Annotated in this window: 9 protein-coding genes; 6 read left to right on the top strand and 3 right to left on the bottom strand. The window is 72.8% G+C overall.

Annotated elements, in window-relative coordinates:
• Positions 1-58 precede the first annotated feature (58 nt).
• A complete protein-coding gene (locus IEZ11_RS18305; protein WP_189263836.1) occupies positions 59-1387 on the bottom strand; it encodes an ABC transporter substrate-binding protein in 1329 nt (442 codons plus the stop codon).
• A 277-nt stretch (positions 1388-1664) separates the two neighbouring features.
• Positions 1665-2798, bottom strand: coding sequence for an ROK family transcriptional regulator (locus tag IEZ11_RS18300; protein ID WP_229713124.1), 1134 nt, complete (start codon positions 2796-2798; stop codon positions 1665-1667).
• Positions 2799-3121: 323 nt separating this feature from the next.
• Between IEZ11_RS18300 and IEZ11_RS18295 the strand changes: the two genes are divergently transcribed.
• The 6 genes from IEZ11_RS18295 (at position 3122) to IEZ11_RS18270 (ending at position 12413) form a co-directional block, all read left to right on the top strand.
• Positions 3122-4027, top strand: a complete 906-nt coding sequence (locus tag IEZ11_RS18295) for a BadF/BadG/BcrA/BcrD ATPase family protein (protein WP_189263834.1) — start codon at positions 3122-3124, stop codon at positions 4025-4027.
• 290 nt (positions 4028-4317) lie between these two features.
• Positions 4318-6252 (top strand): phosphatase PAP2 family protein, encoded by a 1935-nt coding sequence (locus tag IEZ11_RS18290; RefSeq protein ID WP_189263833.1) that lies wholly within the window; start codon positions 4318-4320, stop codon positions 6250-6252.
• 91 nt (positions 6253-6343) lie between these two features.
• Positions 6344-8041 (top strand): glycosyltransferase family 39 protein, encoded by a 1698-nt coding sequence (locus IEZ11_RS18285; protein ID WP_189263932.1) that lies wholly within the window; start codon positions 6344-6346, stop codon positions 8039-8041.
• Between the two features lie 187 nt (positions 8042-8228).
• Positions 8229-9152, top strand: a complete 924-nt coding sequence (locus IEZ11_RS18280; protein WP_189263832.1) for a MurR/RpiR family transcriptional regulator — start codon at positions 8229-8231, stop codon at positions 9150-9152.
• Positions 9153-9591: 439 nt separating this feature from the next.
• The gene (locus tag IEZ11_RS18275) at positions 9592-9975 is read left to right on the top strand and encodes a hypothetical protein (RefSeq protein ID WP_189263831.1); all 384 of its coding nucleotides are present in this window, start codon (positions 9592-9594) and stop codon (positions 9973-9975) included.
• 83 nt (positions 9976-10058) lie between these two features.
• A complete protein-coding gene (locus IEZ11_RS18270; RefSeq protein ID WP_268239912.1) occupies positions 10059-12413 on the top strand; it encodes a SpoIIE family protein phosphatase in 2355 nt (784 codons plus the stop codon).
• A gap of 8 nt (positions 12414-12421) precedes the next feature.
• Here the strand turns inward: IEZ11_RS18270 and IEZ11_RS18265 are convergent, their stop codons facing one another.
• A complete protein-coding gene (locus tag IEZ11_RS18265) occupies positions 12422-13117 on the bottom strand; it encodes a peptidoglycan-binding protein (protein WP_189263830.1) in 696 nt (231 codons plus the stop codon).
• Positions 13118-13180 lie beyond the last annotated feature (63 nt).

Below are 13180 nucleotides of genomic sequence, written 5' to 3'. Positions count from 1 at the left end.
CACGTGGTCGCCCAGGGCCGGGCGGCGGTGTCGGAACACCGCCGCCCGGCCCGTCGGCCTACGAAACGCCGCCGACCTGCTGGTTGTAGCCGTCCACGATGTTCTGGAGGGCCTTCTCGACCGACTGCTGGCCGTTGACGGCCTTGCCGATCTCCGTCTTGGTCGGGTCGGTGGTGAGGCTCTTGCCCTTCAGCACCCAGTTCGTCTGCGCGCCGTTGAAGTAACCCGAGATCGGCGCGTAGAGCGGGATCTCCTCGTTGTACAGCTTGAACGCCGCCTGTGCCGCGGCCGAGGTGAAGGGGTACTTCGGGCTCAGGCCGCTCTCGACCGGGAGGAAGCCGGAGCTCTCGACGAGCTCGGTGTACTGCTTCGGGTCGTACACCCAGGACATGAACTTCTTGGCGGCGGCGGACGCGTCGCTGTTGTTGTTGAAGCCCACCATCATGCCGCCGCTGTTGACGTCACTGGCCTGGACCGGCTGGGCGGGGGTCGGGACGCTCGCCCAGTCGAACTTCTTGATGCTGTCCGCGAAGGAGGCGACCTGCCACACACCGGACCAGTAGGCGACCACGTCACCGCTCTGGAACAGGGCCGACGGGTCGGCGCCGCTCGTCCACACCGACTTCGGCATGACCTTGTCGTCGTTCAGCCCGACGAAGTACGAGACGGCCTTCTTGGTCGCGGCGTCCACCGAGAACTTGCCGGAGGAATCCGCGTGGACGTACTTGCCGCCCATCTCGTACACCATGGCGCGGAGCCGGGACGGCGACTGGTCGAAGGTCAGCGAGTACTTGGCGCCGGTCTTCTCCCGGACCTTGTTCGCGGCCGCGATGAACTCGGTCCAGGTCCAGGTGTCCGAGGGCGAGGCCGGGACGGCGACGCCGGCCTTCTTGAACAGCGTCTTGTTGATGAACAGACCGGAGGCGGTGACGTCCGAGGGGATGGACAGCACCTTCCCGGACGAGTCCTTCGCGAGGAAGTTGGAGTTGATGTTGTAGCTCTTGTTGTTGGCGATGGAGCTGAGGTCGATCAGCTTGTTCGACCAGATCGGGTCCAGCGCCGGCACGTCCGCCACGTCGGGCAGCGAGTTCGCCTGGGCGGCGTTGTGCAGCTTCGTCGGGTACCCGTCGTAGGGGATGTTGACGAGCTTGACGCTGACGCCGGTTTCCTTCTTGTACTGCGCCACCAGCTTCTTCCAGCCCGCGTCCTGGCCCGGAACCGTGGAGATCCAGAACGTCAGCGACTTCGCGGTGCCGCCGGAGCCGGACCCCGACCCGCAGGCGGAGAGCAGCAGGGCTCCTGCCGAGGCAACGGCAGCGAGGGGAATCAGGCGGCGCATACCGCCGCGGCCGAGTCGGCTGGAGCGCCGCACACCCACAGTGGTCATCTTCGATCCCATTTCGTCGTACGAACGGAGCACGGCGCCGGCTGAGGCGGCACTGGTGCATTTTGAAGGAAAAGTCACTTTCCGGGGGGCCGCGGCCTCGCCCGGCCGCATCGTCCACGCGGGGCGAGATCCCCGGCCGTCCTGGCCGTCACCGCACGGGCACGCCCTCGTGCGGTTGCCGTACGTCGTGTACGGGCTGGGAGGCTCACCCCAAGTCGGCGTCCCGGCCGACTTAGAAAGCGCTTGTCCGGACATTGGCAGACCGATTAGGAAGCCGTCAATCCTTCACCTGCGCGCCTTCGGTCACGTTTTGGACTCCCTTGGCCACAGCGAGCCGAGCGGCACCCACCACGGTACCGAGATCGCCGATCTGGCTGCTGACCACCTCGGTGGGCCAGCTCAGTCGCCCCAGCTCAGACCGCACCCCGGGCAGGAGCTGCGGGTCCGCGCCGGTGCTGCCGCCCAGCACGATCAGCCCCGGGTCCAGTACGGCGGCCACGGCGGCGGCCAGCCGGCCCACGTCGGCGGCGTGCCGGGCGACGAGGGAACGGGCCGGTTCACGGCCCTCGGCGGCCAGCGCGAACAGCTGCTCGGCGGTACGGGGGCACGGGCCGTCGGTGTCCTGCCAGGCCTCGGCGGCCCGGCGCAGCAGGGCGTGCGAGCCCACATAGGCCTCCAGGGCCTCCTGGCGGGGCTCCCGGTCGTCGTCCCAGGGGTAGGGCAGCCGGGCGAGCTCACCGGCCGCGCCGTTGGCGCCGCGCAGCACCTGGCCGCCGATGACGATGCCCAGACCGATACCGACGCCGATCCGCAGGTAGCCGAAGGTGCGGCGGCCCCGGGCGGCGCCCTCGTGGAGCTCGGCGAGGGCGGCGCAGTTCACGTTGTTCTCCAGGTGCACCGGAACCCCCGGTGGCAGGGCGACGGAGACCGCGTCGAAGACGGGCCCCGCCTTGGCGGTCGCCGGGCGCATCCCGGTGCCCGCCAGGTCGGAGGCGGTGACGTCACCGATGGCGACGACGATGGCCCGCAGCGGGGCGCCCGCAGGCAGCGCCGCCAGGGCCTCGCGGACGGCGTCGGCGGCGCGGATGCGGGGTGTGTCCGCCTCGACGAGCAGGGTGCCGTCCAGGGCGCAGCCACGCACCCTGGTGCGGGCCGGGCCGAGGTCGACGGCGATGACCGAGCCGGAGGCGGGGCCGAGACCGTATACGGCCGCGGAGCGGCCGGTGCCGCCGGAGGCGGTGCCGGAGTGGGTGGCCAGCCGGGCCCCCTCCAGCTCCGCGACGGCGGCGGAGACCGTGGGCTTGGACAGCCCGGCGAGGCTCGCGAGCTGCGGCCGGGTGGCGCTGCCGGCCTGGGCCAGTACGGCGAAGACCGCGCCGGCGCTCTCGGTGAGCCGGGGGGTCTCAGCCACGACGTGTTCCACAGTTCCCCCATGGGTCTGGGGCCGCGCTCCCCCGGTGTCGCGGGATGCGGCGATGCGGTGCCCTTGTGCCGCGCGGTTCTGCCCTCGACAGCGTCCCGTCGATCGAGTCCGCGGCAACTCTTGACGCACTGTACTTCGTTAGTTAACTTCCTAACGAAGTTCACGGTACTCGCCTGCCGTGCTCCGCAAGAAGCCCGTCCCGGGGCTTCCCTACTTGCTCGACTCCTGTTCGGCCAGAAACGGTTCGCCCGCCGTCGCAGCACAGTGCCAGGCTCTTCGGCGCTGTTCGCCCAGACGACGAAAGAGGATCCGTGCAGGACACCCCTTCTTCTCCGCTCGTGGTCGGTATCGACGTGGGTGGCACGAAGACCCAGCTCCGCGCCCTCGCCGGCGCGGACCGGGTCGCCGACCACGTCCGCCCGAGCAGCGGCTGGCGGCCGCACGACCCCGACGCCGCCGCCCGCTGGCTGACCGCGATCGTCCACGACGCCCTGCCGGCCGGCACCCGCCCGGCCGCGCTGGCCGTCGGCGGACACGCCTGTGAGACCCCCCGTCAGTGCGCCGGCATCGCCGCCGCACTGCGGGGGCTTCTCGGCGTTCCCGTCCGGGTGGTGGGTGACGCCGAGCTCCTCGTCCCCGCCGCCGGTCTGGAGAAGGGCGTCGGCCTGGTCGCCGGCACCGGCTCGGTGGCCGTGGGCCGGCAGCCCGACGGCAGCCCCGTGCAGGTGGGCGGCTGGGGCGCGGCCCTCGGCGACGAGGGCGGCGCCGCCGGACTGGTCCGGGAGGCCGCCCGTGCGGTCTGGGCCGCGCACGACCGCGGTGCAGCCCCCGACGCCCTGGCCACCGGACTCGTAGCCGCCTTCGAGGTGGCCGAGGTGCCCGCGCTCGGCGCCGCGCTGGAGAGCGCCTCCGACGTCTCCGCCGAGTGGGGCCGGCGCGCCCCGGTGGTCTTCGCCGCGGCCGACGCGGGCTCCCGGCTCGCCGCGGACGTGATAGCCGACGGCGGCCGCGCCCTCGCCGGCCTCGTGGCCCGGCTCGCCGCCCGCGGTCTCGCCGTGGACGACGTGGTGGTCGCCGGCGGCACGATCCTCTCCCAGCCGCGTCTGTACGACGCCTTCGCCGCCGCGCTCGCCGAGGCCGTACCGGGAGCGCGGCCACAGCGGTTGCGGTTCCCGCCGGTCGAGGGCGCGGTGGCACTGGCACGTTCGATCCGGTGAGCACCCGTCCGCGGCCCGTGCGGTCCCGCACACCTGGGCCACGGACCGTTCGACGCCGCGAACGCGCAGGTCCCGTCGGGTTCTTCCGGTGAACCACCGGGCTGCCGTTCAACTCCGGGTCACATGGCGGTCGTCGGGCGATGGCCGCCGGGACATGAACCCGGCCCAGAACTTCGCTCGTTCGACACTTCTCCCACGCGAACCCACACGTCCGGTGCGCATCGGTGCCCCGGGCGTCGTGTCAACTCCCCTCCGGCCAATGCGCCGTAGAACTGAAGAGAGGCACATCCATGTCGTCACCTGCCGGGCACCGCTCCGCTTCTCCGGCCCGTGGACTCGCCGTCGGCCGACGGGGATTCCTGAAGACCTCGCTCGGCGTGTCGGCGGGTGTGGTGGCCGCACCGACCCTGGTCGGCTGGCTCGCCGCCGCCGACGCCAAGGCCGCGACCGCCGCCCTGGCGTTCGTCGACGACTACAAGACCAACATCAGCACCAACCTCACCGCCGACACCAACGCGGTGGTCCGCATCCTCGGCGGCTTCGCACAGATATGGAAGACCGGTTCCGCCTGGAACACCGGCACCGTGCTGCGCGCCGACATCCTGCGCGCCAACATGCGCTACTGCGCCAAGATCACCAGGAAGCGCAGCGCCGCCGACGCGAAGAAGGCGTTCCTCTACGACCGCCAGCACCAGAGCTACGCGATGATCGCCGGCCTCGGCCCGCTCGCCGACCTCTACAAGGCCGGTTCCCTCGCGGTCACCTCGATCACCAGCGCCCCCGACGGCACCCCCGCCACCACGATCAGCGACGCCGTCCCGGCCGACGCCCCGGCGGGCTCCGCACTCGGCGCGGGCTCGCACGACTCGGCGCTCGGCAAGGTGGCCACCCTGGTCGACACCGTGCGCGGCAACTACGCGTCCGGCAACCCGTCCAAGTACGCCTACCAGTACCCGCGCCCCTGGCGGATGAACGAGGACAGCGAGGTCGTCGACACCGGTACGACCGACGCGTACGGCTTCCCGGTCTACGAGTCGGACGTGGTCGTCGCCCCGCAGCTGCTGCGCCAGCGCGGCACCTCCCCCACCGACGACGGCGGCTTCCCGTCCGGCCACACCAACGCCTTCCACCTGGCGGCCCTGGCTTACGCGTACGCGGTGCCGGAGCGCTTCCAGGAGTTGGTCACCCGCGCACTGGAGCTCGCCGACACCCGGATCGTGGCGGGCATGCACAACACGGTCGACGTGCTCGGCGGCCGCGTCATGGCCACCGCCCTGGCCGCCGCCACCCTCGCCGACCCGGCCAACGCCGACCTCAAGGCGGCCGCCCGCGCCCAGGCCCTCGCCTACTTCGAGGCGCAGACCGGCTCCACCGCCGACACCCTGTACGCCTACGCCCACTCGGCCGGCACCGCCACCGACCCGTACGCCGACCGCGAGGCCAACGAGCGCGCGATCACGCCCCGCCTGACGTACGTCCTGAACCGGGAGGGCCGCGAGCTCCCGCTCACCGTGCCGAAGGGCGCCGAGGTGCTGCTGGAGACCCGCCAGCCGTACCTCACCGCCGACCAGCGCCGCGAGGTGCTGCGCAGCACCGGGCTGCCGTCCGGGTACGTGCTGCTGGACGGCCCGGAGCAGTGGGGGCGCCTCAACCTGTTCGCCGCCGCCGACGGCTACGGCTCCTTCGACTCCGACGTCACGGTCACCCTGGACGCGGCGGCCGGCGGCTTCGCGGCGGCCGACAGCTGGCGCAACGACATCGACGGCCACGGCGGCCTGACCAAGAAGGGCACCGGCACGCTCACCCTGACCGGCCGCAACCGCTACCGGGGCGGCACCGTGCTGGCCGACGGCAGCCTGGTCGCCGCCTCCGAGGACGCGCTGGGCCGCGGTGACGTCCGGGTCTCGGCCGGCACCCTGCGGGTCGCCGGGGAGCTGTTCGTGCGCGGTACGTACACGCAGGACTCGGGCGCCCTGGAGGTCACCCTCGTCAAGGGCGGCAAGGCGCCGCTGGCGGTGAAGCACCTGGCCGTGCTGGGCAAGGGCAGCACGCTGGTCCTGAACCTCTCCGCCGAGCACCCGCCGGCCGCGGGCAGTACCCTCCCGGTCGTCGACGCGCCCCGGCTGCGCGGCCAGTTCGACAGGGTGGAGCTGAACTCCGCCACGCTCCGGGCCGTACCCGTCTACACGGCAGACGGTCTGTCGGTACGACTCGTGAAGCGGTGACGCGCCCGGCGGCGGGAGCGATGCGACAGTAGGGCCCATGGCTGCTCGTGATCGCTCCCGCCGCCGCGGGCCCGGTGTCCCCGCGGGGCGGATGATGGCAAGCGAACAGCAGTCGGTCCTCGAACCCGACGTCCCCGACCTCCCCGCCGGGCCCGGCCCGCTCCCCCGGCGCACCGCCGCGGTCCGGCTGGCCGCCGCGCTGCGCGCCCGCCGGCGGTGGCTGGTGCCGGCCCTCGCGGTGCTGCTGCTCGCCCAGATGGCGGCGGCGATGGTGACCACCGCCGTCCAGCAGACACCCACCATCGACGAGCCGGTCTACGTGGCCACCGCCACCGACTACCTGCACGAGCACCGGCTGCGCTACAACACCGAGCACCCGCCGCTCGGCAAGCTCGTCATCATGGCCGGCCTCGCCGTCGCCGACCCGCACTACGACCCGTCGTACCGGGGCGACCAGGGGCAGGTGGGCCGGCACCTGCTGTACTCGTCCGGCAACGACCCCTGGCGGGTGATGCTGTGGGCGCGGCTGCCGGTGATCGCGCTGACGCTGCTGTTCGGTCTGGTCGCCTTCGCATTCGCCCGCGAGGTCCTCGGCACGGCCGCCGGGCTGCTGGCGCTCGCCCTGTACTGCTTCTCCCCCGACCTGGTCGCGCACGGCTCGCTGGCCACCCTGGACGTGCCGTCGGCCGGGTTCGTGCTGACGGCGGCCTGGCTGGTGTGGCGGGCCCGGCGCCGTCCCAGGCTGTATCTGCCCCTGGCCGGAGCCGCGTTGGGGGCCTCGCTGGCGACGAAGATGAGCGCGCTGCCCGCGGTCCCGGTGCTCATGGCGCTGGCCGTGGTGTCGGTGTGGGGAGCGCGTCCGGGCCGTGCGCCGCGTGCCCTCACCGCCGCCGCCGTGGTGGCCGTGACCGCGGTCGCCGTCGTGTGGCTCTCCTACCTGGCGGTCGATCCCCGGCTGCGGGCGCTGTCCGCCCAGCCCGTGCCGGCGGTGCCCGGCCTGCGGGGGTTCCTGGTCGGCCTGATGCCCTTCCCGCAGTCCTACCGGGACGGCATGCGGATGCAGTTCGCCATGGAGGACTACCCCTGGCAGGGCTATCTGTTCGGGCACGTCTACACCGGCTCCCGCTGGTACTACCTGCCGGCCGCGCTGCTGGTGAAGACCCCGCTCGGCATGCTGGCGCTGTGGGCGGCCGGTGCCGTCGCGCTGCTGTGGGTACGGCGGTTGCGGCGGGTCGCACCCTACCTGCTGCTGCCGCCGGCCGTGCTGCTGGCCTCGGCGATGACCGGGTCACGGGACTTCGGGACGCGGTACGCGATCTTCATGCCGATGTTCCTGGCGGTGGCCGGGGCCGCGGTCGTGACGGTGCGTCGGCGGTGGGCGCGGCCGGTGGGCGGGGCACTGGTGCTGTTCGTCGCGGTGAGCTCGCTGCGCGCGTTCCCGTTCTATCTGCCGTACGCCAACGAGGCGTTCGGGGGTCCGGCGAAGACGCACCTGTGGCTGCACGACTCCAACGTGGACTGGGGGCAGGACCTGGGCCGGCTCGCCGACCGGCTGAGGGAGCGCTATCCGGGCGAGCGGATCTGGCTGGTCTACAAGGGAAGCGGCGTGCCGGCGTACTACGGCGTCCACGCCGCCGATCCCCGCAAGGTGCCGCCCGGGAAGGTGCACGGGCTGCTGGTCGTCTCGGACTCGTCGGCGGCCAAGGCGCGGGGCACACTGGCCGAATTGATCGACAGCAGCCGCCCGGTCGATGATGTCGGTCATTCGATCACCATCTACCGGCGGTGACCGTACGATCCACCCGAACCACCGGCGACGGCCACCGCATCCGTCGCCGGTGCGCACCGGAATCCCGGTGCTGATTCCGCATCCCGGGCGTTCGGACGCCGGGACGGTCCGGCGTACCGCACAACCCCTGGTCACCACGGTCCGTGAGCTATGTTGAGTCCTCGTGGGAGACAAAGGAGGCGCTTCGGTGCCATCGCCGCAGCAGGCACGTGCACAGGCATCCGCGATCACCTCGGGCAAAACCGTGCCGGAGGCCGAGGCCGCGCCCACCTCCCAGCTCCGCGAACTCTTCGACGGCCCCCGGCTCTCCCCCGGCCAGCGCCGCATCGCCCAGTACCTGATCGACCACATCACCGAGGCGGCCTTCCTGTCGATCACCGACCTCGCCGAGCGGGTCGGGGTCAGCCAGCCGTCGGTGACCCGGTTCGCGGGCGCGGTCGGTTTCAGCGGCTACCCCGCGCTGCGGGAGCGGCTCCAGTCGATCGCGTTGCGCACCCTGGCCGGCGGCACCGGGGCCGCCACCGAGCACCGCAGCAACGAACTCCAGGCCGCCGTGGACGCCGAGATCGAGAACCTGGAGAACCTGCGCCGGGACTTCGCCGACCCGGACCGGGTGATCTGGATCGGCCGGGAGCTGTCCCAGTCGTCCCCGCTCACCGTGCTCGGCCTGCGTATCTCCGTCTCGCTGGCGGAGTACTTCGCCTACGCCGCCCGCCGTATCCACCCGGACGTAAGGCTGGTGACCCGGGGTGGCAGCGTGGCCTACGACGCACTGCTCCAGTCGCGCGAGGCGGGCGGCACCTGGGTGCTGGCGTTCGGCATGCCGCGGCACGCCCAGGAGACGCTGACCGCGATCCGGGTGGCGCGCACCGCGGGGCTGCGGGTCGCGCTGGTGACCGACCAGGCGCTCGGCGCGCTGGCCGACGAGGCCGACGTCACCTTCAGCACCGGCATCGGCTCCCGCCTGGTCTTCGACACCTACGCGGCGCCCGGTCTGATGGCCGCCGCGCTGCTCCAGGCCATGACCGACGCCGACCCCGAGCGCACCCAGGCGCGGCTGGAGGACTACGAGCAGGTCGCCGAGGAGCACCAGTTCTTCCTCAAGGACTGACCCCGGGACCCGGCGCACCGGCCGTCCCGACGCCCCTGCGACGCCCCTCCGCGTGATCCCGTAGGGGGAGCATTCACCGCATTTCGAGCATGAATGTTTTCATACGTCTTGCAAACGGGACGGCATATATAAATACTGCTCACGGATCACCCCCGGCCCACTCCGGGCACGTTCCGCACCGAGCACGCACCGCTCGCACCCGCCCCGAGAAAGCCGACGGACCGCCCATGCGCACGCAGCACCATCCGCAGTGCCGGCGGCCGGCGTCCGGGGCCTCGCACGGACATCCCCAGCCGCCGTCTCCTACCCGCGTCGGCGCCGGGGATGTTCGAACGGGCATCGCTCATGCGATCCGCCCGCGGCGGCTCCGGCCATCCCCTAGGCCGGAGCCGCCCAGACCTCCGTCGCACATCCTCAGGACGCCGCACACCCGGAAGCGATGATCATGACTCTGACGACGACCGCGCGCATCACCCCCGACTGGCCCTGCCAGGTCAAGGCACCGGGCAGCTACGACTGGGAACGCTCCGCCGCCAAGTGGCTGCGCGAACTGGTACCGGCCCGCTACGCCAGCTACCCGGCACTGATCAAGCACCCCGTACTGCTCGCCCGGCACGCGCAGATCCAGGTCCAGCAGGAGGTCCGGGTGGCGCGCACGGCGCTGCAGACCGCACGCGCGGAACTGCCTCTGCTGGGCCTGCCGGAGTCGGTCATCGAGCACACGATCAAGCTGTACGCGGCGGAGGTCATGCAACTCCAGCACATCGCCCGCAGCGTCCGCGCGGTCACCGAGGCGCTCGTCGGGCACAGCACCGGCCGCTGACCGTACCGGCCTGCGGACGTCCCGTACCGCACCGGTCGGACACGCGTGTGATCAGGGGCACCTCCCTGTGCCATGCTCGACCCGTGACGAGTGAGCACGCGCCGGCCGTGGACACCGGTGCCGTCGCCGAGCCGGCGGCCCTGGCCAGGATCGTGTCCAGGCAACGCGCCGAGCTGGAACGACTGCGGGAGGCCATGGCCACCGCCGCCCTGCTGGAGCGGGCCAAGGGCGCGCTGATGGCCACGACAGGCTGCTCTCCCGATGACGCGCACGAGGCCCTGACGCAGCGGGCCGCGGCCGGGAACCGCACGTTGCTGGAGGAGTGCTGGCTGACCCTGGGCGCCCTGACGCCCGCCGGGGCCGTCGGCACCGGCCCGCCCGCACCGGCGGCCACCTGGCAGGTGCCCGCCCCGCCCGGCACCGCCCGGACGCTCGGCCGCCTGGGCAAGGCCCTGGTGAACGTCGGCTCCCCCCAGGAGCTGGCCGGGATGCTGCTCGACCACCTGGCGTCCGAGACCGACGCCGACGCGGTCCTGCTGTACCGGCGGCTCCCCGGCGACGGGCTGGAACTCATCGGATACGCCGGCGTCGACGCGACCCTCGCCGCGCAGTGGCACCACGTACCGCCGCTGGCGGGTTTCGCCCCGCTGGCGGCGCTCAAGGCCGGTGAACCGCTCTGGCTGGAGCACTTCGCCGCGGACCGGCAGGACTTCCAGCTCGTCGGCGAACCGACCGCGCGCTGGAAGTCCCGGGCCTGGCTGCCGGTCCCGGCGGAGCGCACGGCCGAGGTGGTCCTCGGGGTGCTGCGCCGGACCGATGCCGCCTTCCGGCGTGCGGACCGTGAGCTGCTGCGGGCCGTCGCCCGGCTGTGCGCCGGCCGGTTCACGGCCCTTGGCACCCCCGCCGAGCCGACGGCCCCGGCCTTCTCCCGGACGGTGCAGTCGGTACTGGACGCGCTGCCGGGAGCGACCGTCCTGCTGGCCGCGCTGCGCACCGCCACCGGCGAGGTGGAGGACTACCGCATCGAGGCGGCCACCCCGGACGCCGTCGACATCCTCGGCCGCACCGGCCATGAACTGGTGGGCTCGCGCATCCTGGAGAGCTACCCCTCCGTGGCCGGCGAATCGCTGTGGCAGGGGTATCTGAAGGCGCTCGGCGGAGAGCCGTACGAGGGCGAGCCGTTCGGTTACGAGGAGGTCGTCGGCGGGGTGACCGTGACCGGCACCTACTCGGTGCGCGCCACGCGGCTCGGCGACGGGCTGCTGGTGACCTGGCTGCGGCACGACACGGAGGAGCGCCAGGAACAGCGGCTGGCCGACATGCAGCGGCTGGGCAACCTCGGCTGGGCCAACTGGAACCTGGTGACCCGTCAGATCCACTGGTCGTCCCAGGTGTACACCATCCTGGGCCGCGATCCGAGGCGCGGGGCGGTCCCGTTGGACCTGCTGCCGGACCTGGTGCTGCCCGAGGACGCCCATGCGCTGGCCCGCGCCGTCGCCGAACTCACCCGCACCGGCCGCCCGTTCGACGTCCCGTTCCGGATCAGGTCGGGGAACGCCGTACGGCATCTGCGGGCCGTCGCGGAGGCGGTGACCGCGCCCGACGGCACGGTGGTCGAGGTGCACGGCTTCGTACAGGACCTCACCGCGCAGCGCAGCGCCGAACTGGCCCTGCTGGACAGCGAGCGGGCGATCCTGATGCAGCGCGGCGTCCTGGAGGCCGAGCGTGCGCTGGCCGCCCGGCTCCAGCACGCGCTGCTGCCGCTGCCCAGCAAGCCGGTGCGGCTGCGCGGGCTGCGGGTCGAGGTGGCCTATCTGCCCGCCCAGGCGGGGGTGCACGTCGGCGGCGACTGGTTCAGCGCCATCGAACTGCCCGACGAGGCCGCGCTGTTCGTGGTCGGCGACGTGGCGGGGCACGGCGTCGACGCGGTGGCGACCATGGCCCAGCTGCGGTTCACCGCGAAGGGCATGGTGACCACCGGTTCGTCCGTGACCGGTGCGCTGGCCCGGCTCAACTTCCTGCTCCTGCACACCCGCGACAGCCAGTCCACCGCGACGCTGGTGCTCGCCCGCTACGAACCCGCCGAACGGCGTCTCGCCTGGGCCCAGGCGGGTCACCCGCCGCCCCTGCTGGTACGCGGCGGCGAGGCCCGTTTCCTCGACCGTCCGGCGGGCATGCTGCTCGGCGCGTGCGCGGATCCGGTCTACGAGTCCGCCGAGTTCCGGCTGGAACCGGGCGACCGCCTGCTGCTGTACACCGACGGCCTGGTCGAACGGCCCGGCGAGGACATCGAGGTGGGCCTGGACCGCCTGGCCCGGGCCGCCCTCGCCGTGGGCCCCGCCGCCCTGGACGCCCTGCTCACCGCGATGCTGTCGGGCGAACGGCGCGACGACGTGTGTGTGCTGGACATCCGGGTGCCGACGGCCGGCGAGGAGTGACCGGGGCGTCAGCCGTCGGAAAGGCTGGTGCGGGACTCCAGCGAGCGGCGGGTGTCGTCGCCGTAGACACCGCGTTCGTCGCCGCTGATGCCGTACCAGACCTGGAAGCGTTCCACGGCGGCGGTCAGTGCCGCGTCGTAGGTGCCGCTGGTGGAGCCGTCGCGGTAGACGTCGGGGATGCGCAGGAGGCGTTGTTCCAGCTCGACCACCTGGGGTCCGGAGTCGCCCTGGCGGAGGGTGCCGGCGCCGTCGGGGTCGGTGGAGGTGTCGGAGGCCGGCGGGGTGGTGGCCGGTGCCGTGGTGGCGGGCGCGGACGGCTGGGCGGCCTCGGCGGTGTCCGCCCGGCCGGGCAGCAGCAGGGCGCAGCCGAAGCCGACCAGGGCGGCCGCGCCCACGGCCACCACGACGGCGGCCCGGCGCAGTCCCGGCCCGAAGCCGAAGGCACGGGGCGGGCCGGAGGTGACGGGCGGCAGCTCCTGGGTCTCGTCCTCCGTGCCGGCATCGAAGCGGTCGGCCGGGTCGAAGGACTCGAAGTCCGCGGGACCCCGGCTCTTCGCCGCCTTCGCCCTCGCCTCGGCCTCCGTCCCCTCGTGGAACTCGCGCATCAGCTCCGCGAGGGTGTCGAGCCGACGGGGCCGCAGGACCCGGACCGGTTCCAGGACCGGTCCGCGGTGCGGCTGTTCACGGTCGGGCGGTGTCGACACAGTGCTCCCCTTCCACGTCCCGCGGGCACAGGAGTCCGCGATCCCCGAGAACACATACGCGAG

Origin of the sequence: Streptomyces fuscichromogenes, assembly GCF_014645815.1 — a bacterium.
In the GTDB taxonomy this organism is placed as follows: Bacteria; Actinomycetota; Actinomycetes; order Streptomycetales; family Streptomycetaceae; genus Streptomyces; species Streptomyces fuscichromogenes.
This window is presented reverse-complemented; position numbering and strand designations above follow the sequence as displayed.